Consider the following 24,360-nt stretch of genomic DNA (forward strand, 5'->3'; position numbering starts at 1 on the left):
TTAACTCCTCCAATTCTAAATGAAAAAAGCACTTGCTATAATTGCGTTTATCTCAACATTTTCCTGTTTTGCTCAAAAAAAAGAAGCTAACATTGACCCCACAATCCAATACATGAATACTATTACTGCAGAGAAACTAAAGACAAGACTCTACATAATTGCTTCTGATGAAATGGAAGGCCGAGATACAGGATCCAAAGGCCAAAAAAAAGCTGGAAAATATCTAATTGAACAATACAAAAAAAGTCAAATATCTTTTCCAAAAGGTGCTAAAAACTATTATCAACCAATTCCTGCTACCTACTTAAATGCTAAGCGAAACGAAAACTTACCCGATTCTGAAAACATCTGGGCCTATATTGAAGGATCCGAAAAACCAGACGAAGTAATAGTCATTTCTGCTCATTACGACCATGTAGGCGTGAAAAATGGTGATGTTTACAATGGTGCCGATGATGACGGTTCAGGTACTGTTGCAATCCTACAGATTGCAGAAGCTTTTCAAAAAGCTAAAAAAGAAGGTCATGGCCCTAAACGTTCTCTATTATTCTTGCATGTCACTGGCGAAGAGCACGGTTTACACGGTTCTCGTTTTTACTCAGAAAACCCTTTGTTTCCAATTTCAAATACTGTTGCCGATATCAATATCGATATGATTGGTCGTCGCGATGTAGAACATACCAATACCAATAATTATGTTTATGTAATTGGAGCAGATAGATTGTCAACCGATTTACACAACATTACTGTTGCACAAAACGAAAAATACACAAAACTTGATTTAGATTTCAAATTCAATGACCCGAAAGATCCAAATCATTTCTATGAGCGTTCAGATCATTATAATTTTGCAAAAAATGGTATTCCTGCTGTATTCCTTTTTAACGGTGTACATGCTGATTACCATCAAAAATCAGATGAACCAAACAAAATTGAATATGATGCTTTGGCAAAAAGAGCAAAACTTGCTTTTACAATTGCTTGGGATTTAGCCAATAGACCAGACAGAATCGTAGTCGACAAACCGATTCAATAGTTGAATTAGGGGTGATTCTCTACTTACAATTAATTAAAAAAAGAGTTTTAAAACAATTCAAAGCTCTTTTTTCATTACATTACAGCCATAATTACAGATAATAGTCTTTAAAAAAAGGGGCTATCGTCAAAATTCCATTAAACAATATACATAATGACTCTTAGTTTCGATAAATACTAGACAGTTTTTTTTTGCAATCCTTTTAATTGGCAATAAAAATTTAGAAAATTCTTAAATCAAATGATAACAGAAAAGTTCAATTCAAATTTAAATCCTAACAACAACTATATTTTCGAACATTTTTTCGAACTTTCAGCTGATTTGTTATGCATTGCTGGATTTGATGGTTATTTTGTAAAAATAAATCCAGCTGTTTCTAAATTATTAGGGTATACCAATGAAGAATTATTTTCTAAACCAATTAATGAATTTGTCTATATTGATGACAGACATTATACCACTATAGTTCGAAATGAACTTCTAAACAATAAACCGCTTTTGAATTTCGAAAATCGATATGTAACAAAGAGTGGTGAAATTGTATGGCTCTCATGGTCATCCATGCCAATCGCAGAAGAAAAATTAGTTTATGCAATTGCCAAAAATATAACTCACAACAAAAAACTGGAAGAGGAAAGAAACTTGCTACTTTCAAACATAACAAAAATTAACAAAGATTTAAAAAAATTAAGCTATACTAGCTCACACGACTTAAGATCACCTGTAAACAATCTTCTGTCAATTTTTGACATACTAGATCTTTCAAAAATTGAAGATCAGGAAACACTACAATTTATAGAAATGCTGAAATCAACCAGCGAAAATTTAAAACTTACTTTAAATGATTATGTTGATCTTTTAATTCAAGAAGACAACATGACTATACAAATTGAAGAATTAGACCTAGGTGAATCTCTAAATTTAGTCATAAAGTCAATTAGTTCTTTAATAAAAAATTCAAAAGTCTCCATTTCTATAAACTTTAGTGAATTAGAAAAAGTCTATTTTAATAAAGCCTACTTAGAAAGTATATTTCTAAACTTAATAACAAATTCCATTAAATATGCCAAACCGGGTTGTTCTCCCACTATTTCTGTTTATTCTAAAAGATATAATGATACAGATCAATTGTATTTTTCAGACGAAGGGATAGGCTTTGACATGGAGCTTGTAAAAGACAAAGTATTTGGTTTGCATCAAAAATTCAACAACCATATTGATAGCAAAGGAATCGGTCTTTATTTAATAAACAACCATATTACTAGTTTGGGAGGTAAAATTGAAGTGGAGAGCCAAATTAATGAGGGCGCAAAATTCACAATATCCTTTAAAAAATAATCAGTTCAATAAAATTACAGGACAAAACTTTACTCAACAAAAAATTAGTATTGAGTAAGCAAATGCTTTATGAAAACAGTTTACATTTTTATTATTATAATAAACAAATCAAAACATAAATATTCAAATCACTAAACAAAAAACTGTCCGAAAAAAGTAATTTTTCGGACAGTTTCTTTTTACAATTCATACTTCAAAAAATATTCCTTACTCATCATCATTAGAACAACTGCCTAAATAATCACCATGAGCAAGATGTGCAGGCACTGCATTTGAGCTAACTACTATTTCATGTGCGTTACTTGGATTTCCTGGAGGAATATGACAGATAGTGACCCTATCGTTTGAAGAATTATCTTTCTTTTCATAAGAAGTAAACATAAATAAAAACAACAGTGCTCCCAATACCTTTCCGATCATTAATAAATACCCTTTCATAACAAACTGATTTATTGATTAATACATCACAAAGTTATCTTTTTTTATTAATATCATAAAAAACTTAACAACATAATTGTTCATATGTAATATTTTCCCGTTCAAATACAAAAAAATATTTATTTGTGTTTTTGGAAGTTATAAATAAATATTTCTTCTATGAACTTCTAAAAAAAAATTTATTTCTAATTTTAATTTTTTAGGGGTCTACAATAATCCCTTTTTGCTTAATCCCCAACTTTTGGACCTGATCCTGACTTGATCTCTTTGTTCCACAAAAAAAGCCTTGAATTTCTTCAAGGCTTTTGACTTTTGGGTGGATGACCGGGTTCGAACCGGCGACCCTCGGTACCACAAACCGATGCTCTAACCAGCTGAGCTACAACCACCATTTGCGCTTAGCGGTTGCAAATATAGAACAAATGTTTACTTCTACAAACAAAAAATCAAAAAAAATTCAACAAATTTACATTAAATCTCCTAAACTATTGACTACCAAATACCTTTCAACAGTAAAACCTTCGGCATGTTCTACTCCAGTTAACCTTCCTAAATCCCTAGAACGATAATTCAAGCTTTCCATAAAGTTTTTACTCGATATGGGTGACTCTGGCTCATTTGAGTTTGGATCATAAAACTGGGAGCGATAAGCTAAAATTGAATCCATTTTTTTATCCGTAAAACCACTTATATCTACAACAAAATCAGGTTCAATGTTCTTCCATTGCATATAATGGTATACCACTTTCGGTCGCCACGCTTTCTGCATCTCGCCATCAAGAACAGTTTCAATTTTCAACAAACCGGACAAAAAACAAGCATCCGAAACCAATTTACTCCCTTTTGCATGATCAATGTGTCTATCATCAATCGCATTGCATAACACAATGTCGGGTTGGTATTTTCGAATCATTTTTATAATTTCTAATTGGTGTTTTTCGTCATTAACAAAAAACCCATCTCGCATATTCAAATTCTCTCGAACAGAAACTCCTAAAATTTTGGCTGCGGCATTTGCTTCTTGATCTCGAATTTCAGCAGTTCCACGCGTTCCAAGCTCGCCTCGGGTCAAATCAACAATTCCAACTGTTCTTCCCAAAGAAACTTCTTTTAGGATCGTACCAGCGCATCCCAATTCTACATCATCGGGATGTGCACCAAAAGCTAGTATATCTAATTTCATCTGTTTTATTTTAATGTTAAAAAGAGAAAATTTAAAATCAATTCTCTATAATATTTTTTCTAAATTCTAAATTCCGCATTCTAAAGCCCCCTCTTCATTGTCATTGACTTGTTTAGACTTTCCTCCCATTCTTTTTCGGGAATACTATCTTTGGTAATACCGCAACCCATAAATAAATTGACCTTTGTTATGCTGTTTACCAAATTAGTCTCAATTTCCATACAACGCAAATTCACAAACAAATCAGAACTGTTTTCATTTATTGAAGAACTACTATTCATTTCCCCTAAAAAACCAGTATAAAACCTCCGATCGTAAGGTTCATTATCCAAAATGAATTTTTTCGACTCAGCTTTCGGCAAACCACAAACGGCGGGAGTTGGATGTAATAAAGCAATCACTTCTTTCAAATTTCGGACAGAATTTAATGCTCCCGAAATATCCGTTTTTATATGCCAAATGCTCCCTGCTTTTAAACTATATGGATTTGAAATCTGAATTGATTTTGAAACCTTTCTCAATTCAGAAACAATAAAATCTGTTACAAATTGTTGCTCTTGTTTTTCTTTATTTTGCCAAACTACTTCTTCATTACCAATACTTTTTTGCGTGCCTGCCAAAGCCATAGTTTCAAAAAAAGCACCTTTTACTTTGATCAATTGCTCTGGTGTAGCGCCCATCCACAATCCTACTTTAGGATGATAAAAACAATAAACAAAAGTCGCTGGATACAATTGAACAAAATTTTCAAAAGTCGAAACCAAATCAAAATCAAATATGTCAATACTTTCTTTTCGGGACAAAACAACTTTTTGAAAAACATCATTCTGTATTTCTTCAATTCCTTTGTTTACTAATGCTTCAAAATCTTGTTTTACAATTTTATCTGGAGTAACAAACTTCATTTCAATTTCCGAAAACTCCTTTTTATCAATAATAAAATATTCTATAACAGAATTTTCTTCTAGGATTATATATTTTTCATTCCCATCAAAAGGAGCAAAAACAAAACCTTTCTCCGTAAAATCGATAATTTCACTTAAAACATCATTTTGCTGAAACATACCAATTACAGTATCTGAATTGGGTTTGCAATACATAGCAAATGGAAGTTTTTGCTCTAGTTGTAGAATTACTTTTTCAAAAAAATCATTCATAATTACTTAGTCTCTCGTGTCAAAACCATATTCGTCAATTTGCAAAGTGAAATTAAATTTCCCGCTTCATCCGTGATTTTAATTTCCCAAAGATGCAAACTTCGTCCTTTATGAATGATACGCGCTGTCCCAAAAACAACACCTTCACGAATACTCTTCAAATGGTTAGCCGAAATCTCAATACCACGCACTTCTTGATTTTTATCATTAATAAAAAAATGGGATGCAGCACTTCCCACACTTTCTGCCAGCGCCACTGAAGCGCCTCCATGCAATAATCCCATAGGTTGATGAACAGCCGAATCAACAGGCATCTTGGCAACAAGAAATCCCTCTCCTGCATCTATAAACTCGATTTTAAGCGTTTCCATCAAAGTGTTCTTGGAAAAGGCATTGCAATATTCGAGCATTTTATCTTTGTCTATTACCATATCTTGAATTTAAAGAATGTAAAATTACGCTAATTTGATAATTCAAAAAAGAAATAAATGGAATGCTAAAGAAACTAAAAATCTATTTTATTGCTATTTTTACAAAAAATAAAAATTATGCGCCACATCACCTTGCTTTTTTTAATTGGAATCCTATTCTCTTTCTGCTCTTGTCGCTCTGATTTTGAAACCATTCCAAGTTCTGGTGATTTGACTTTTTCTAAAGATACTGTTTATTTAGACACCGTTTTTACTAATTTGAGTTCAAGCACCTTTACCCTCAAAGTTTATAACCATTCCAAAAATGACATCAATATTCCCCTTATTAAATTCGGTAAAGGATTAAACTCAAAGTATCGGATGAGTGTTGATGGCGCACAAGGTAATCAAGGCAAAATATTTGAAAATGTTACGTTGTTAGCCAAAGACAGTTTGTATATTTTTATAGAAACCACTGTAGAGAGTGACAACACTACCCCTTCTGAGTTTTTATACACAGATCAAATCGAATTTGATGGAGGCACTAATCTTCAAAAGGTAGAATTAGTAACTTTAGTTCAAGATGCTATTTTATTATACCCCAACCGTAATTCAGATGGTACAACAGAAACGCTACCGAATGGAAATGAAAAAATAAACGGTTTTTATCTGGACAAAAACGATCCCATTCATGGCAATGAACTCCTTTTTACCAATAAAAAAGCCTATGTAATTTATGGTTATGCTGCAGTACCAGAGGGAGAAACAGTAACTTTTGAACCCGGTGCAAGAGTTTATTTTCATGCCGATTCTGGGCTAATTGTCCCAAAAAATGCTTCAATTGAGATCAACGGAACCAATTCAACTACAGATAAACTGGAAAATGAAATCATTTTTAGCAATGATCGTCAGCAACCTGATTTTGCTTATATACCAGGCCAGTGGGGAACAATTTGGTTACAAAATGGAAGCACCAATAACAAAATCCAAAATCTTACACTAAAAAATGCAACAGTTGGATTATTAATCGACGGTAATAATGGCAGCACTACTTCTATAAAAAATACACAAATTTACAATTGTACACATTATGGAATTCAAGCCAAAAATGCTTTAATTGAAGCCGAAAATATCGTCATTAATTATACTGGGCAAGCAAGTTTGGCCTGTACGTATGGAGGGAATTACAAATTTACCCACAGCACTTTCAACAACGACTGGTCTAGTCCAGAACAAGTTGCATTATACATTAGCAATTATAATACTGGAGCAACTCCCGAGACAAAAGACCTTAATCAAGCAACTTTCAACAATTGCATTATTTATGGCTCTTTTTCTAACGAACTTCTTTTGGATAAAAAAACAGGAGCTGCTTTTGAATATCAATTCAACAATTGCTTGATTAAATTCAACAATACCAACAATAAATATACAAAAGACGCAGATTATCAATTCGATACAGATCCGATTCATTACAATGCAATAATCCTCAATAAAGACCCAAAATTCTTTAATTCAAATATTAATAATTTTAACATAGACAATACTTCTTCCGCTTTCGCAAAAGGAAATTCGACGTATTTAGTTCCACTAGATATTATTGGAATTACAAGGGTTCTACCACCAGATTTAGGAGCATATCAAAGCAAACCCTTTCCTAAATCAAAATAGTTAAAAAAGATTCATTGACAATAAACCCTTAATAATCTTATTTAAAAAAATCAGAAAAAACATAATTTTATTACCTTTTCTTAACCTTTTATAATACAAAAAATTATATTTTTGTTTTTGAAAAACAAATACTAACCTGACAATCAGGCTTATATTTATTACCACAACACTAATAACCTAATTTTTTAAATTATGAAAAAAATTTACTCTTTATTATTTTTATTGTCCTTTGCTATAGGAATTGCGCAGATTCCAAGTGGTTATTACACAACGGCAACTGGTACAGGCTATACTCTAAAAACCCAACTTTACAATATCATTAAAGGGCATACTGATAATGGTTATGCAGGTTTATATACTACTTATCAAAGTTCTGATATTGATAATTTTTATGAAAATGACGGAACAATTTTAGATATGTACTCCGAGAAACCATCTGCAACAGATCCGTACAATTACACTTCGGGATCTACTCAAAGATGCGGAACCTATTCTACCGAAGGTGATTGTTACAACAGAGAGCATATCATACCGCAATCCGTATTTAATTCGGCTACTCCAATGGTATCTGATGCCCATTTTATTACACCAACAGACGGAAAAGTAAACGGACAACGTTCCAATTACCCGCATGGAACAGTAGCAACAGCGACATGGACATCTTTAAACGGAAGTAAACTAGGTTCAAGCTCGGTTTCTGGATATACTGGTACTGTTTTTGAACCGATAAATGAATTCAAAGGTGATATTGCTAGAATGTATTTCTATTTTGCAACACGTTATGAAAATACGGTTTCTGGATATTCTTATGCCATGTTTAACGGAACATCTAATCAGGTATTCACAACTGCATTTCTAAATTTACTTTTAACTTGGAACGCACAAGACCCTGTAAGTGCAAGAGAAATTGCAAGAAATAATGCCATTTACACCAAACAAAACAACAGAAACCCTTATATTGACCACCCAGAATACGTTCAAGCTATTTGGGGAGGAACTACTCCAGTTTCAGACACACAAGCGCCAACAACACCATCAAGTTTAGCAGTCACTACCAAAACAGCAACTTCGGTTTCATTAAGTTGGACTGCTTCTACAGATAATGTTGGAGTAGCCAGTTATGATGTTTATATGAATTCTGTTTTGAAAACGACTGTTGCCACATCAACTGCAACCATTTCAGGACTAACAGCCTCAACAGCTTATTCTTTTTACATAAAAGCAAAAGATGCAGCAGGAAATACATCAGCATCTAGCAATACCGTATCTGCAACTACAAACAGCAGTGGAGGAACTGGAACAGAATTACTTTTCTCTGAATATATTGAAGGTTCGTCCAATAACAAAGCATTAGAAATTGCAAATAATACTGGAGCCTCTGTTAATTTATCTGTTTATTCCGTTAAAAAACAAACCAATGGAGCTGGAGCTTGGAGTACAGGTTTAGCTTTATCTGGCACATTAAATAGTGGCAGTAAATTTACTATTGTTAACAGTTCAATTGCCTCAAGTTGTTATTCAATAAGTTTAGCCAATATTTCTACAGCAGCAACCGAATTAACTTTTAATGGAAACGATGCAGTAGGCTTATTCAAAAATGGAGTGCTTATTGACGTTATTGGAACTTTCAATGGTGGAACCGCAAACTTTGCAGCCGATGTTACTTTGAGAAGAAAATCAACTGTTACTTCACCGAGCACTACATTTAATTTATCTACTCAATGGGATTCATTTACTACAGATACTTGCACTAATCTTGGCAGCAAAATAAGCACCAAAGTAACAAAAGAGGAAATTGTTACAGAAGCCAATGGAATCGCTTTATACCCGAATCCTTCAAATGGTGAATTCACCGTTTCCTATACCAATTCTAACAAAACTTATGCTATCGAAATATTTTCAATGTTAGGTCAAACTGTTTATAGTAAAGAAAATATAAAGCAATCTTCAGTACAAATAAGCAATCTTCCAAAAGGAATTTATCTCGTTAAAATTACCGACGATTCTAAAACAACCAATAAAAAGATAATAATCAACTAATTATAAATTTAGCATCTTAAAAAAAAGCGACACAATTGTCGCTTTTTTTTTATTCCTTTTTTAATCTTAATTAACTAAATTTGCACCTTTCAATACAACAAACTACACAACAATGATTCATTTCTTTGAAAACCAAAGCAAAACTGTTTTTGCAGTACATACGCAAAACGAAATTTCGGCTCAAGATATTTCAAAACTCAACTGGCTTTTTGCCGACTCCAATAAAATAGAAAAATCCGTTTTGTCGGATTTTTTTGTTGGACCTCGTGCCACTATGATAACACCTTGGAGTACCAATGCAGTAGAAATTACCCAAAATATGGGAATTTCTGGAATCATTCGTATTGAAGAATTCCAAAGAGTTACGGCAGATTTCCATGATTTTGACCCTATGCTTTCGCAAAAATACACCGAGTTGAATCAAGATATTTTTACCATACACATTCAACCCGAAGCGATTTTAGATATTGATGACATTGCTGCCTACAACCAATCCGAAGGGTTATCGCTGAGTGCTGAAGAAGTAGAATATTTAGATAATTTAGCAACAAAATTAGGTAGAAAGTTAACCGATTCGGAAATTTTCGCCTTTTCACAAGCCAATTCAGAACATTGTCGCCACAAGATTTTCAATGGAACTTTTATAATTGATGGTGTAGAAAAAGAAACATCTCTTTTTAAATTAATCAAAAAAACATCTCAAGAAAACCCTAACGATATTGTTTCGGCATACAAAGACAACGTAGCTTTTGTAAAAGGACCAAGAGTACAACAATTTGCTCCAAAAACTGCCGACAAACCTGACTTTTATGAAATAAAAGAATTTGATTCGGTAATATCTTTAAAAGCTGAAACACATAATTTCCCAACAACAGTGGAGCCTTTCAACGGAGCTGCAACTGGATCGGGAGGAGAAATTCGTGACCGTTTAGCAGGTGGACAAGGTTCATTACCAATGGCAGGAACTGCTGTTTACATGACTTCCTATTCTCGTTTAGAAGAAAATCGTCCTTGGGAAGATGCTGTAGCCGAAAGAAAATGGTTGTATCAAACTCCAATGGACATCTTGATAAAAGCTTCGAATGGAGCTTCAGATTTTGGAAATAAATTTGGGCAACCGCTTATTACCGGTTCGGTTTTGACTTTCGAACACGAAGAAAACAACCGCAAAATTGGTTACGACAAAGTAATCATGCAAGCAGGTGGAATTGGTTACGGAAAATTAGATCAAGCTATAAAAAAGAAACCACAAGAAGGAGACAAAATTGTTATTCTTGGTGGAGAAAATTATAGAATCGGAATGGGTGGAGCAGCAGTTTCCTCAGCTGATACTGGAGCTTTTGGTTCTGGAATCGAATTGAATGCTGTACAACGTTCCAACCCGGAAATGCAAAAACGTGCTGCCAACGCCATTCGTGGTTTGGTAGAAAGCGATAATAATCCAATTGTTTCTATTCACGATCACGGAGCTGGAGGACACTTAAACTGTCTTTCGGAATTGGTTGAAGAAACTGGAGGATTAATTGATTTGGACAAATTACCTGTTGGTGACCCTACCCTTTCGGCAAAAGAAATTATTGGTAACGAATCTCAAGAAAGAATGGGATTGGTAATTGGACAAAAAGATATCGATATTTTACAACGAATTGCAGATAGAGAACGCTCGCCAATGTATCAAGTGGGTGACGTAACTGGTGACCACCGTTTTACTTTCGAGTCAAAAACTACAGGTTTGAAACCAATGGACTATGCTTTGGAAGATTTCTTCGGAAGTTCTCCAAAAACAGTTATGACCGATACCACTATCGATTACAACTATGGTGGTTTAACGTATGATAAAAACAATATTGGCACCTATTTAGAGCAAGTTTTACAACTGGAAGCCGTTGCCTGTAAAGACTGGTTAACGAACAAAGTAGACCGTTGTGTAGGTGGAAAAGTAGCCAAACAACAATGTGCTGGTCCTTTGCAATTGCCATTGAATAATTGTGGTGTTGTGGCATTAGATTATCTAGGGATAGAAGGAATTGCAACCTCAATTGGACACTCTCCTATTGCATCTTTGATTGACCCAGTTGCTGGAACAAGAACAGCAATTGCCGAATCCTTGTCTAATATTGTTTGGGCTCCTATAAAAGACGGAATGAAAGGAATTTCTCTTTCGGCCAACTGGATGTGGGCTTGTAAAAACGAAGGAGAAGATGCTCGTTTGTATGCTGCTGTTGAAGCGTGTTCGGATTTTGCAATCGAATTAGGAATCAATATCCCAACTGGAAAAGATTCGCTTTCGATGAAACAAAAATATCCAAACGACGAAGTTATTGCACCGGGAACGGTAATAATTTCTGCAGGTGGAAATTGTATCAATATCAGAAAAGTAGTGGAGCCTGTTTTGCAAAAAGACGGAGGTTCTATTTATTATATCAATTTGTCCCAAGACGACTTTAAACTAGGAGGTTCTTCTTTGGCACAAACATTGAATGTTATTGGAAACGATGCTCCTACAATTAAAGACGCTGCTTTCTTCAAAAATGCATTCAACACATTACAAGAATTGATTTTAGACAATCAAATCTTGGCAGGACACGATATCGGAAGCGGTGGTTTGATTACTACTTTATTAGAAATGTGTTTTGCAGATGTGAATTTGGGAGCTAAAATTGATTTCTCTGTTTTTGAAGAAAAAGACATTATCAAATATCTTTTTGCCGAAAACATTGCAGTAGTTTTCCAAGCCAAATCAGACGAAACTGTTGAAGCTAAATTAAAAGCAAATGGCGTTTCTTTCTTCAAATTAGGAACTGCAATATCCGAAGCTACTTTAGACTTTGGCCCTTGTAAATTAGACATTGCCAAATACAGAGATATCTGGTTTAAAACTTCTTTCTTATTAGACCAAAAACAAGCCAAAAACGGAACTGCCCAAGCGCGATTCGATAATTACAAAAATCAAGCATTAAACTATACTTTCCCTGCACACTTTACGGGTAAAGCACCAGTAATAGATAATTCAAAACCAAGACCGAAAGCGGCAATCATTCGCGAGAAAGGAAGTAATTCTGAACGTGAAATGGCCAATGCGATGTACTTAGCAGGTTTTGACGTGAAAGACGTTCACATGACCGATTTGATTTCGGGACGTGAAAATCTAGAAGACATTCAGTTTATTGGAGCTGTTGGTGGATTCTCGAATTCGGATGTTTTAGGTTCTGCCAAAGGTTGGGCTGGAGCATTCAAATACAATGAAAAAGCAAATACAGCATTGAAAAACTTTTTCAAAAGAGAAGATACTTTATCAGTTGGAATCTGTAACGGTTGTCAATTGTTTATGGAATTGGAAGTAATCAATCCAGAACATAAAGTTCACGGAAAAATGCTTCATAACGAAAGTCATAAACATGAAAGTATTTTCACGTCAGTAACGATACAAGAAAACAAATCTGTAATGTTGTCTACTTTGGCAGGAAGCACATTGGGTGTTTGGGTTTCGCATGGTGAAGGAAAATTCAATTTACCAATGTGTGAAGAAAACTACAATATTGTTGGAAAATATGGCTACGACAGTTATCCAGCAAATCCAAACGGATCTGATTTCAACACGGCAATGCTATGTGATTCAACAGGTCGTCACTTGGTAATGATGCCACACATTGAGCGTTCAACTTTTCAATGGAACTGGGCACATTATCCAAAAGACAGAAACGATGAAGTTTCGCCTTGGCATGAAGCCTTTGTGAATGCCAAAAATTGGTTGGATAAAAAATAAACCATTTTCTGTTCCAAATATTTTCAAAAAAACTCATTCGAATAACCGAATGAGTTTTTTTATCTACAATTCAGTTTGTATCTTAGCCAATTCAAACACCAATTTGAACTTTATAATAGCATTAATGGTATGATCCTCAGCCCAACCCTCTTTGAAGCAGAGGGAGATAAAATTAAATTATTATATATTTCGAAATAATTCAATCCTAACTTTGGTTTAAAAAGTAATGCCCTTTGCTCTTTAAACTTTTATAATTAACCTACATTCATGAAAAATTTTTACTTATTGACTGCTGCACTTCTTATAAGTGCAACAAACTCTTATGCTCAAATTAAAGTTACCAAAATTAAAAACAGCAACAAAGATCATTACATTGCCACAGTAATCGGTTATCCTATAACTGGGCTTTATACTTATGTAAATCAAATTGAACCTACAACACTACTCAACGAAGACGGCACAGGATTTATTCAAAATGAAGACCTCATAAAAGAAAACATCCTTTGGGGAATTGAATGTTCCGAATCGGGAATTCCAATTTTCAAAGAAGGCTTCAACAGTGCTTCATATTCTTTTTGGTATAGAAAAAGTGATCAAAATAATTCAAAATCAAATGATCAAAATGAGTGGGAATTAACTTCATTTTCCATTCACTACGATAAAAAGAAAATATATATTTCGGGAGAAAGATTCAAAGAATATATCGAGTAATAAACAAATCGTAATAACCTGAACACCTTATTATTCCGATTTATTTTAGTAGAATTCATTCAAATACAAAATATTTAAGAAATCGATTTCGTTGATTGTCAATTATGTAATTATATTTTTGATATTTATTCCTTGAAAAAAAATAAATATTAATAATTTTTATTTAATTTGCGACCTAAACCAATAAATATACGATGACAACGATCACCCGTCTCTTTGATTTTCCATACTTTCAGTTAGAAAATTATGACAAACAAGATGCTTTAGTAACCAAGCAAAATGGGGTTTGGGTGAAAACCTCTACTCAAGAATATATCGATAGCGCGAATGCTATTTCTAGAGCTTTGCTCCGAATGGGTATTCAAAAAAATGATAAAATAGCGATCATTTCAAGCAGTAACAGAACCGAATGGCACATCATGGACATTGGTATTCTGCAAACTGGTGCGCAAAACGTTCCTATTTATCCAACAATCGCTCAAGAAGATTATGAATACATTCTTAATCATTCTGAGGCAATGTATGTGTTTGTCTCGGATATTGAAGTATTGAATAAAGTAAACAATATAAAAGCGAATGTACCATCCTTAAAAGACGTTTATTGTTTTAATGAAATTGAAGGCTGCAAAAATTGGAAAGAATTATTAGTTCTTGGAGAAGATAAAAGTAATCAAGATGTAGTTGAGGATCGAAAAAACAACGTAAATCCAGAAGATTTAGCAACAATCATTTATACATCAGGAACCACAGGAAGACCAAAAGGTGTCATGTTATCCCATAACAACATAGTTTCTAACGTTTTAAATAGTGCTCCAAGAATCCCTTTTGAAGCTGGAAAAAGTGTGGCTTTGAGCTTCCTCCCAATCTGTCACATATTCGAAAGAATGATTTTATATTTATACCAATATTATGGTGTATCGGTATATTTTGGAGAATCAATAGATAAAATCAGTGACAACATAAAAGAAGTAAAACCAAATGTTATTACTGCAGTTCCAAGGCTTTTAGAAAAAGTGTACGATAAAATTTACGCCAAAGGACTAGAATTAAAAGGAATAAAAAGAATGTTATTCTTTTGGGCCATCAATTTAGGTTTGCATTATGCGCCTTATGGAGCCAATGGTTTTTGGTACGAATTCCAATTAAAAATTGCCCGTAAATTAATTTTCAGCAAATGGAAAGAAGGATTGGGTGGTAATTTGGATCTAATGGTTTCTGGAAGTGCTGCGCTTCAAAAAAGGTTAGCCCGTGTTTTTGCTGCTGCCGAAATTCCAGTAATGGAAGGCTACGGATTGACCGAAACCTCACCGGTGATTACAGTAAACGACATGCGAAATCGAGGTTTCAAAGTGGGAACTGTAGGGAAAGTGATAGATAATGTAGAAGTTAAAATTGCCGAAGATGGCGAAATACTTTGTAAAGGACCAAATGTAATGATGGGGTATTACAAAGATTCTGAAAAAACAGCCGAAGCTATCATCGATGGATACTTCCATACGGGAGATATTGGAAATCTTGATGAAGAGGGCTTTTTAACCATTACCGATCGCAAAAAAGAAATGTTCAAAACCTCTGGAGGAAAATACATTGCACCTCAAATTATCGAAAACACCATGAAACAATCTCGTTTTATCGAGCAAATTATGGTCATTGGTGATGGAGAAAAAATGCCGGGCGCTTTTATACAACCTAGTTTTGAATTTATCAGAGAATGGGAAAAATTACACGGAATTGAAGTGGGTAAAACCAATCAAGAAGTAATTGCCCATCCAAAAGTAATTGCCCGTATTCAAGAAGAAATTGATCACCTAAACCCAAAATTCGGAAATTGGGAACAAATCAAACGTTTTGAATTGACACCCGATGTTTGGTCGATTGAAGGAGGACACCTTACTCCTACTTTGAAATTGAAACGAAAAATTATATTGGAAATTTATAAAAACCTATACATAAAAATATACGGTCATTTTGAATAAAAACCAATTAAATTAAAATTCACAAGTCCTGATAGTCACTATCGGGACTTTTGTATTTAAAAACTTCTTATCTTCACAATAATTTTAAAAAAAAGTTTATAAATCAATCTTTCGCAAAGACACTAAGACGCAAATAGAAGGGTTCTAAACTTTGCGTCTTCGCGTCTTTGCGAGAAAAAACATTGCGTGATAACTGCCATAATCCATTAAAAACAAATACTACAAACCTATGAAAATCAAAATCTACACCCTGCTTTTCATCAGCCTCTTTTTAATGACAGGCTGTAAAGAAAAAACAGAAGACAGCGTAAAAGCCAATTATCTGAGTTTTGCAAAAAGAGACGATCAGTTTACCGGCGGGATCAAAATGATTCCGATTACCACTCCAAAAGGCACTTTCAAAGTTTGGACAAAAACGGTGGGCAACAATCCAACCATCAAAGTACTCTTGCTTCACGGAGGCCCTGGACTTACCCATGAACTATACGAAGCTTTTGACGGCTATTTCCCGAACGAAAGTATTGAGTACATCTACTACGACCAATTGGGTTCCTATTACAGCGACCAACCGAATGACACTAGTTTATGGACCAACGAACGCTTTGTCGAAGAAGTAGAACAGGTTCGAAAAGCGCTGGGTTGTGACAACACCAACTTTTATGTTTTAGGACAATCCTGGGGCGGAATCCTCGCGATGGAATATGCATTGAAATACCAAAAGAATCTCAAGGGACTGATTATCTCCAACATGATGGCCAGCGCACCTGCTTACAACAAATATGCCGAGGAAGTACTAGGACCCAAACTTCCAAAAGCTGTTTTTGACCAAATCAAAACATTCGAAAAAAACAAGGATTATACCAACCCAAAATACACCGAACTGCTGTTCAAATACTATTATACCGAGCACATACTGAGAATGCCTGTTGATCAATGGCCAGAATCCATAAACAGGGCTTTCAAGCACATGAACCCATCTGTGTATGTGTACATGCAAGGCCCAAGTGAATTTGGAATTACAGGAAACGCCACTTTAAAAGATTGGGATGTCACGGCTCGACTCAAAACGATTACCGTTCCGACTCTGGTTATTGGTGCCAAATTCGACACTATGGATCCCAAACACATGGAATGGATGTCCCACGAAGTACAAAACGGACGCTTTTTGTTTTGCCCGAACGGAAGCCACCTTTCGCAATACGATGACCAGAAAAACTATTTCAAAGGCGTGATTCAGTTTTTGAGAGATGTGGATAGTGGGGAGTTTAAAAGAGGGTAAATAATCTGAAAAATGATAGAAATATAAAAGCGTCTTAATACAAAGACGCTTTTAAAATTTTAAATAATAATTGTGAATGTAATTATGACCAAGAACCAGTTCCTCCACCAATACCAGTAACAGTAGATACAGAACCGCATTGAAAAGTACCTAAAACATTAGAATGATTATCAAAAAATATAAGACTTAAGTATACAGGTGTACTGGTAAATTGAAAACTTACTGTATTACTATATAAACGATTTATATCATCTGTGTAAATATCTCCAAAAAGAGCTCCTCCACCTGGAGTAGAAATACCCCCAGCTTTGCCATTAAAAGTTTTCCCATTATCAATACTTACTTGAAATTGGAGATAAAAAATCATACTTACTGAACTGCCCTTCGCAGGATAGGATGCAGTTGTAGTAAAAATTTGATCCTTGGCAGCATAAATTAATTCATTATCTAATTTACCATCCATAGCAACATGAAAATCATGAGCGATAATTTCTTTACTTACTCCCTGAACTAAATTATTAGTTCCATTTTGATTGTTTGACATAACTATTTTTTTTTACACCTACTCTATTTTTGGTTTTTCGGTTACCACCATTTTTCTGTATCAATATTATTACAATTTTAATTAATTTACATACGTGTTTCTACCTGTTTGGTTATCAATAAATAATGAATTTATTGTAAATAAAACATAAACAAAATGTAATTTTCATTATATAAAATATCGTTCTCCATTTTAAAGAATACTAAAAACCAATATTTTTTTGATAATCATTCATGAAATTTAATTGAGATTTCAGTCTAATTAACACTTTCAAAAAAAAACATCCTTTTTGTTAAAATCACGAAATACTGCGCATGCATAATATTTTCTAAAGTCCTTATTTCAAAGGAGTTTTTTATCTATATTTATAAAATATTAAAAAAAAACTAAATTTATTATGCGTGCATAGTATTTTTTTTATTACTTTTGAAATCGATATAGTAGAATATGAAAAACAAAACAATAGATTATATCCTAAGAGCAACTTGGCAAGCCGTATCCAGAATGTACAACGAAGAAGCTCATAAATATGAAGCCACAATGGCCACTGGATTTGCTTTATTAAGCATTGATAGAGAAACAGGAACACCATCAACTGCATTGGGTCCCAGAATGGGAATGGAAGCCACCAGTTTGACCAGAACGTTAAAATCGATGGAAGAAAAAGGGCTAATCACCCGCAAGAAAAATCCAGAAGACGGCAGAGGCGTTTTGATTTACCTGACCGATTTTGGGAAAGAAAAAAGAGAGCTTTCGAAGAATACCGTTTTGAATTTTAATGAATCCGTAAGAAAACACATTTCGGAAGAAAAGATAAACACTTTCATAGAAGTGGCAGAAATAATAAACGAACTAATTCAGAATAAAAACATATTTAATCAACAAGAAAACAGTAATGATGAATCGAACCATTAAAAAAGTTGCAGTAATTGGATCCGGAATTATGGGTTCAGGAATTGCTTGCCATTTTGCTAACATTGGTGTTGAAGTCTTACTTTTGGACATTGTACCAAGAGAATTGACTGATGCAGAAGCAAAAAAAGGATTGACTCTTGAGAGTAAAATCGTGAGAAATCGTTTGGTAAATGATAGTTTAGCTACGGCTTTAAAATCAAAGCCCTCTCCTATTTACAGTCAGAAATTCGCCAGCCGAATCACTACTGGAAATACTACGGATGATATGGCGAAAATTGCCAATGTAGATTGGATCATCGAGGTAGTTGTGGAGCGTTTGGACATCAAAAAATTGGTTTTTGAGCAAATTGAAAAATTCAGAAAACCAGGAACTTTGGTTACATCAAACACTTCTGGTATTCCAATTCATTTCATGAGCGAAGGACGTAGCGAAGATTTCCAAAAACATTTCTGCGGTACTCACTTTTTTAACCCGGCTCGTTACTTAAAATTATTCGAAATCATTCCTGGTCCACAAACTTCAAAAGAAGTATTGGATTTCTTAACGATATACGGAGAAAAATTCTTAGGCAAAACTTCGGTTGTTGCCAAAGATACTCCAGCATTTATTGGAAACCGTATTGGTATTTACGGAATTCAAAGTTTGTTCCACTTGGTAAAAGAATTGGGATTAACTATTGAAGAAGTAGATAAATTGACTGGTCCGGTTATTGGACGTCCAAAATCGGCTACCTTCAGAACTGTAGACGTTGTTGGATTGGATACTTTGGTGCATGTTGCCAACGGAATCTACGAAAACTGCCCAACAGACGAACAACACGAATTGTTCAAACTTCCGGAATTTGTTAACAAAATGATGGAAAACAAATGGTTGGGAAGCAAAACAGGTCAAGGTTTCTACAAAAAAGTAGACAAAGACATTCTTTCTTTGGACTTGGATACTTTGGAATACCGTCCTGCCAAAAGAGCTTCTTTCGCTACTTTGGAATTGACAAAAACAATTGACAAACCAATCAACAGATTTAAGGTTTTGGTAAAAGGAAAAGACAAAGCAGGTGAATTCTACAGAAAGAGTTTCGCTGGAATGTTTGCTTATGTTTCCAACCGTATTCCTGAAATCTCTGATGAATTATACAAAATAGACGATGCCATGAAAGCTGGTTTTGGATGGGAAAATGGTCCATTCGAAATTTGGGATGCCATTGGTGTTGAAAAAGGAATTGAAATCATGAAAGCCGAAGGTCTTGCCCCAGCCCCTTGGGTTACCGAAATGTTAGCTTCTGGAAGTACTAGTTTTTACAGTATTAAAGAGGGCGCAACTTATTTCTATAATATTCCAACCAAATCGCAAACTAAAGTTCCAGGCCAAGATGCATTCATCATCCTGAACAACATTCGCGAAAGCAAAAAAGTTTGGAGTAATAGCGGTGCTATCATCCAAGATTTGGGTGACGGAATTTTGAATTTAGAATTCCAATCCAAAATGAATACTATTGGAGGTGATGTTTTAGCTGCGATCAATAAAGCGATAGATTTATCCGAAAAAGAATACCAAGGTTTGGTTATTGGAAACCAAGCAGCGAATTTCTCTGTTGGTGCCAATATCGGAATGATTTTTATGATGGCAGTGGAGCAAGAATACGATGAGTTGAATATGGCTATCAAGATGTTCCAAGACACTATGATGCGTGTGCGTTATTCCGGAATCCCGGTTGTAGTTGCTCCTCACGGAATGACTTTTGGCGGTGGTTGCGAAATGAGTTTGCATGCTGATAAAGTGGTTGCTGCTGCAGAAACCTATATGGGATTGGTTGAATTTGGTGTTGGGGTTATTCCTGGCGGTGGTGGTTCGAAAGAATTGGCCTTACGTGCATCCGATTTATTCCGTAAAAATGATGTCGAACTGAATGTGTTGCAAGAATACTTTATGACTATCGCTATGGCAAAAGTATCGACTTCAGGTTACGAAGCATTTGATACTGGACTTTTACAACATGGTAAAGATATTATAGTTGTAAACAAAGACCGTCAAATTGCTGAAGCTAAGAAACATGCTTTATTAATGGCCGAAGCCGGTTATACACAACCGATTCGCAGAACAGATGTAAAAGTTTTGGGAAAACAAGCTTTAGGAATGTTCTTGGTAGGAACCAATCAAATGGTTGCCGGTAAATACATCTCGGAACACGATCTTAAAATTGCAAACAAACTGGCTTATGTTATGGCCGGTGGTGATTTATCTGAAGCTACTTTGGTGTCTGAGCAATATTTATTGGATATTGAAAGAGAAGCATTTTTATCACTTTGTACTGAGAGAAAAACGCTAGAAAGAATTCAGTTCATGTTAACCAAAGGGAAACCACTCCGCAATTAATTTTAAATTATAAATTATGAATTTTAAATGCCCTTTGAATTAATTTAAAATTCAAAATTCAAAATAATAATTATGAAAACAGCATATATAGTTAAAGCGTATCGTACTGCGGTAGGTAAAGCACCAAAAGGGGTTTTTAGATTTAAAAGACCTGATGAATTAGCAGCAGAAACCATTCAGTTTATGATGAATGAGTTGCCTGATTTTGACAAAACACGTATTGACGACGTTATGGTAGGAAACGCCATGCCAGAAGCAGAACAAGGTTTAAACGTAGGTCGTTTAATCTCTTTGATGGGATTAAAAGTAGATGACGTTCCGGGTGTTACCGTAAACAGATATTGCGCTTCGGGATTGGAAACAATCGGAATGGCAACTGCCAAAATTCAATCTGGAATGGCACATTGTATCATTGCCGGTGGAGCCGAAAGCATGAGTTTTATTCCAATGGGAGGTTACAAACCTACTCCAGATTATGCTGTTGCAAAAGCGGGACACGAGGATTACTATTGGGGAATGGGATTGACATCGGAAGCGGTGGCGAAACAATTCAACATCTCTCGTGCAGACCAAGATGAATTTGCTTTTCAATCACACAACAAAGCATTGAAAGCACAAGCAGAAGGTAAATTTGACAAACAAATTGTTCCAATTACGGTAGAGCAAACTTTTATCAATGAAAATGGTAAAAAAGAAACCAAATCATACGTTGTAAACAAAGACGAAGGACCAAGAGCTGGTACTTCTTTGGAAGCATTAGCAGGTCTTAGAGCTGTTTTTGCTGCCGACGGAAGTGTAACGGCTGGTAACTCTTCACAAATGAGTGATGGTGCTGCTTTTGTACTGGTTATGAGCGAAGAAATGGTGAAAGAATTAAATCTTGAACCTATCGCTCGATTGGTAAACTTCGCCTCAGCAGGTGTTGAACCAAGAATCATGGGAATTGGCCCTGTAAAAGCGATTCCAAAAGCGTTGAAACAAGCAGGATTAACGCTGAATGATATCGATTTAATTGAATTGAACGAAGCTTTTGCTTCACAAGCATTGGCAGTTACTCGCGAATTGAACTTGAATCCAGATATCATCAATGTAAATGGTGGGGCGATTGCCTTAGGTCATCCTCTAGGTTGTACCGGAGCCAAATTATCAGTTCAATTGTTTGACGAGATGAAACGCAGAGGAAGCAAATATGGAATTGTTTCTATGTGTGTGGGAACAGGACAAGGAAGTGCTGGTGTTTTTGAATTAATTTAATTTTATTATAAATTTTGAATTATAAATTTTAAATGAACGTGCATGAAGGAAAATATTATTGCAACAAAAACATTTGATTTTGCACTATCGATAGTAAACCTTTTTGTTCAGCTTAAAAAAGAAAATGAATTCATAATTTCTAAACAAATCTTAAGATCTGCCACAAGTATTGGAGCGAATGTTGAAGAAGCAATTGCTGCACAATCAAGAAAAGATTTTATTCATAAAATGTCCATTGCTTCAAAAGAAGCTAGAGAAACTAAATATTGGTTGCGATTATTAGATAAATCTGATTTAACAACAATTGAAATTAATCATTATTTAATTGAAGTTGAACACATAATTAATATAATAACCAAAATCATTAAAACATCACAAGAATCAAAATAATTTAAAATTTAAAATTCATAATTTAAAATAATAAAGCAATGAGCGACAAAACAAGAGGTGGTCAATTCATCGTAAAAGAAACAAAATGTGAAGATATCTTCACGCCAGAAGATTTCAATGAAGAGCAATTAATGATGCGTGACTCTGTAAAAGAGTTCGTAGATAAAGAATTGTGGGCACACAAAGATCGTTTTGAGAAAAAAGATTATGGGTATACACAAGAGTGTATGAAAAAAGCGGGAGATCTTGGTTTCTTAAGCGTAGCAGTACCTGAAGCTTATGGCGGAATGGGAATGGGATTTGTAAATACTGTTTTGGTATGTGATTATATTTCGGGAGCAACGGGTTCATTCTCTACTGCTTTTGGAGCACACACCGGAATTGGAACAATGCCAATTACACTTTACGGAACAGAAGAGCAAAAACAAAAATACGTGCCTAAATTGGCTTCTGGAGAATGGTTTGGAGCGTATTGCTTGACGGAACCGGGTGCTGGATCTGATGCCAATTCTGGAAAAACTAAAGCTGTTTTATCTGAAGACGGAAAAACATATTCGATCACTGGACAAAAAATGTGGATTTCGAATGCAGGATTTTGTTCAGTTTTCATTGTATTCGCAAGGATTGGTGATGACAAAAATATCACTGGATTTATCGTAGAAAACACTAAAGATAATGGAATCTCAATGAACGAAGAAGAACATAAATTAGGAATTCGTGCATCTTCGACTCGTCAGGTTTTCTTCAATGAAACTAAAGTCCCTGTAGAAAACATGTTGTCTGAAAGAGGAAATGGTTTCAAAATCGCCATGAATGCATTGAACGTAGGTCGTATCAAATTGGCAGCAGCTTGTTTGGATGCACAACGTAGAGTAATCAATGGAGCCGTAAACTATTCTAACGAAAGAATTCAGTTTAATACAGCAATTTCTCAGTTTGGAGCTATTCGTTCTAAATTGGCCGAAATGGCAACTTCTTGCTACGCAGGAGAAAGTGCTACCTATCGTGCTGCAAAAGACATTGAAGATAGAATTACTGCTCGTGAAGCTGAAGGTGTTTCGCACCAAGAATCAGAATTGAAAGGTGTTGAAGAATATGCTATCGAGTGTTCTATCTTGAAAGTAGCCGTTTCTGAAGATGTTCAAAACTGTGCCGACGAAGGAATTCAAATCTTTGGAGGCATGGGATTCTCTGAAGACACACCTATGGAAAGTGCATGGAGAGACGCTCGTATTGCTCGTATCTACGAAGGTACAAACGAAATCAACAGAATGCTTTCAGTTGGAATGTTGATCAAAAAAGCAATGAAAGGTCACGTTGATTTACTTGGACCTGCTTCTAAAGTACAAGAAGAATTAATGGGAATTCCATCTTTTGAAACTCCTGATTATTCTGAATTGTTTGCTGAAGAAAAAGAAATGATTACCAAATTGAAAAAAGCATTCCTTATGGTTGCCGGTGGAGCAGTTCAAAAATACGGCCCAGACTTAGATTCTCACCAACAATTATTGATGGCTGCCTCTGATATCTTAATCGAAATCTATATGGCCGAGAGTACTATATTGAGAACCGAAAAATTAGCTAAAGCAACTGGTGAAGACAAAGTGAAAGAACAAATTGCAATGGCAAAATTATACTTATACCAAGCGGTTGACATCATCACTCAAAAAGGAAAAGAGAGCATTATTTCTTTTGCTGAAGGCGATGAGCAACGCATGATGTTAATGGGACTTCGTCGTTTTACTAAATACACCAATATGCCAAATGTTGTTGGATTAAGAGAAACGATTACTACAAAATTAGTAGCAGAAAATGCTTACTGCTTCTAATTCATAATTTTTTTTAGTTTTTTATTTGTTTAAAAAGCCGCTATTGTCC

The 24,360-nt window shown here is 34.8% G+C and carries 18 protein-coding genes and 1 tRNA gene; 13 read left to right on the top strand and 6 right to left on the bottom strand.

Annotated features, from left to right (window positions below):
- The first annotated feature begins 19 nt into the window (after window positions 1–19).
- Window positions 20–1,036 carry a M28 family peptidase gene (locus OYT91_RS07290; RefSeq protein ID WP_281240114.1) on the top strand — a complete coding sequence of 339 codons (1,017 nt, stop codon included), beginning with the start codon at window positions 20–22 and terminating at the stop codon, window positions 1,034–1,036.
- A gap of 240 nt (window positions 1,037–1,276) precedes the next feature.
- Window positions 1,277–2,374, top strand: coding sequence for a PAS domain-containing sensor histidine kinase (locus OYT91_RS07295; protein WP_281240115.1), 1,098 nt, complete (start codon window positions 1,277–1,279; stop codon window positions 2,372–2,374).
- A gap of 207 nt (window positions 2,375–2,581) precedes the next feature.
- Here OYT91_RS07295 and OYT91_RS07300 read toward each other — a convergent pair whose 3' ends face one another.
- The 5 genes from OYT91_RS07300 to OYT91_RS07320 form a co-directional block, all read right to left on the bottom strand.
- Window positions 2,582–2,794, bottom strand: a complete 213-nt coding sequence (locus tag OYT91_RS07300) for a hypothetical protein (RefSeq protein WP_281240116.1) — start codon at window positions 2,792–2,794, stop codon at window positions 2,582–2,584.
- A gap of 333 nt (window positions 2,795–3,127) precedes the next feature.
- A tRNA-His gene (locus OYT91_RS07305) sits at window positions 3,128–3,201 on the bottom strand.
- A 77-nt stretch (window positions 3,202–3,278) separates the two neighbouring features.
- Window positions 3,279–3,995 (bottom strand): bacillithiol biosynthesis deacetylase BshB1, encoded by a 717-nt coding sequence (gene bshB1, locus OYT91_RS07310; protein ID WP_281240117.1) that lies wholly within the window; start codon window positions 3,993–3,995, stop codon window positions 3,279–3,281.
- Between the two features lie 80 nt (window positions 3,996–4,075).
- Window positions 4,076–5,152 (bottom strand): chorismate-binding protein, encoded by a 1,077-nt coding sequence (locus OYT91_RS07315; protein ID WP_281240118.1) that lies wholly within the window; start codon window positions 5,150–5,152, stop codon window positions 4,076–4,078.
- Window positions 5,153–5,154: 2 nt separating this feature from the next.
- Window positions 5,155–5,583 (bottom strand): hotdog fold thioesterase, encoded by a 429-nt coding sequence (locus tag OYT91_RS07320; protein WP_281240119.1) that lies wholly within the window; start codon window positions 5,581–5,583, stop codon window positions 5,155–5,157.
- A gap of 117 nt (window positions 5,584–5,700) precedes the next feature.
- On the opposite strand from OYT91_RS07320, the gene OYT91_RS07325 reads away from it, so the two are divergent.
- The 6 genes from OYT91_RS07325 to OYT91_RS07350 all read left to right on the top strand — a co-directional run bounded on the left by OYT91_RS07325 (window position 5,701) and on the right by OYT91_RS07350 (window position 17,005).
- On the top strand, window positions 5,701–7,233 hold the full coding sequence (locus OYT91_RS07325) for a hypothetical protein (protein WP_281240120.1): 1,533 nt from the start codon (window positions 5,701–5,703) through the stop codon (window positions 7,231–7,233).
- Between the two features lie 192 nt (window positions 7,234–7,425).
- Window positions 7,426–9,273: an endonuclease gene (locus OYT91_RS07330; RefSeq protein WP_281240121.1), complete on the top strand. Its 1,848-nt coding sequence runs from the start codon at window positions 7,426–7,428 to the stop codon at window positions 9,271–9,273.
- Between the two features lie 112 nt (window positions 9,274–9,385).
- Window positions 9,386–13,039, top strand: coding sequence for a phosphoribosylformylglycinamidine synthase (gene purL, locus OYT91_RS07335; RefSeq protein WP_281240122.1), 3,654 nt, complete (start codon window positions 9,386–9,388; stop codon window positions 13,037–13,039).
- A 267-nt stretch (window positions 13,040–13,306) separates the two neighbouring features.
- Window positions 13,307–13,750 (top strand): hypothetical protein, encoded by a 444-nt coding sequence (locus tag OYT91_RS07340; RefSeq protein ID WP_281240123.1) that lies wholly within the window; start codon window positions 13,307–13,309, stop codon window positions 13,748–13,750.
- Window positions 13,751–13,944: 194 nt separating this feature from the next.
- On the top strand, window positions 13,945–15,726 hold the full coding sequence (locus tag OYT91_RS07345; protein ID WP_281240124.1) for an AMP-dependent synthetase/ligase: 1,782 nt from the start codon (window positions 13,945–13,947) through the stop codon (window positions 15,724–15,726).
- Between the two features lie 229 nt (window positions 15,727–15,955).
- Window positions 15,956–17,005 (top strand): proline iminopeptidase-family hydrolase, encoded by a 1,050-nt coding sequence (locus OYT91_RS07350; protein WP_281240125.1) that lies wholly within the window; start codon window positions 15,956–15,958, stop codon window positions 17,003–17,005.
- Between the two features lie 82 nt (window positions 17,006–17,087).
- On the opposite strand, the gene OYT91_RS07355 is transcribed toward OYT91_RS07350, so the two are convergent.
- Window positions 17,088–17,549: a VapA/VapB family virulence-associated protein gene (locus OYT91_RS07355; protein ID WP_281240126.1), complete on the bottom strand. Its 462-nt coding sequence runs from the start codon at window positions 17,547–17,549 to the stop codon at window positions 17,088–17,090.
- Window positions 17,550–17,996: 447 nt separating this feature from the next.
- Here OYT91_RS07355 and OYT91_RS07360 point away from each other — a divergent pair, with 447 nt between their 5' ends.
- The 5 genes from OYT91_RS07360 (at window position 17,997) to OYT91_RS07380 (ending at window position 24,311) form a co-directional block, all read left to right on the top strand.
- The gene (locus OYT91_RS07360) at window positions 17,997–18,464 is read left to right on the top strand and encodes a MarR family winged helix-turn-helix transcriptional regulator (protein ID WP_269222374.1); all 468 of its coding nucleotides are present in this window, start codon (window positions 17,997–17,999) and stop codon (window positions 18,462–18,464) included.
- On the top strand, window positions 18,448–20,838 hold the full coding sequence (locus OYT91_RS07365; protein ID WP_281240369.1) for a 3-hydroxyacyl-CoA dehydrogenase/enoyl-CoA hydratase family protein: 2,391 nt from the start codon (window positions 18,448–18,450) through the stop codon (window positions 20,836–20,838). The genes OYT91_RS07360 and OYT91_RS07365 overlap by 17 nt, the downstream gene beginning before the upstream one ends.
- Window positions 20,839–20,910: 72 nt before the next feature.
- Window positions 20,911–22,092 carry an acetyl-CoA C-acyltransferase gene (locus tag OYT91_RS07370; protein ID WP_281240127.1) on the top strand — a complete coding sequence of 394 codons (1,182 nt, stop codon included), beginning with the start codon at window positions 20,911–20,913 and terminating at the stop codon, window positions 22,090–22,092.
- Window positions 22,093–22,134: 42 nt separating this feature from the next.
- Window positions 22,135–22,482 (top strand): four helix bundle protein, encoded by a 348-nt coding sequence (locus OYT91_RS07375; protein WP_100431394.1) that lies wholly within the window; start codon window positions 22,135–22,137, stop codon window positions 22,480–22,482.
- Window positions 22,483–22,520: 38 nt separating this feature from the next.
- Window positions 22,521–24,311 carry an acyl-CoA dehydrogenase FadE gene (locus OYT91_RS07380; protein WP_281240128.1) on the top strand — a complete coding sequence of 597 codons (1,791 nt, stop codon included), beginning with the start codon at window positions 22,521–22,523 and terminating at the stop codon, window positions 24,309–24,311.
- Window positions 24,312–24,360 lie beyond the last annotated feature (49 nt).

It is taken from the genome of Flavobacterium praedii (genome assembly GCF_026810365.1).
Taxonomy (GTDB): Bacteria; Bacteroidota; Bacteroidia; order Flavobacteriales; family Flavobacteriaceae; genus Flavobacterium; species Flavobacterium praedii.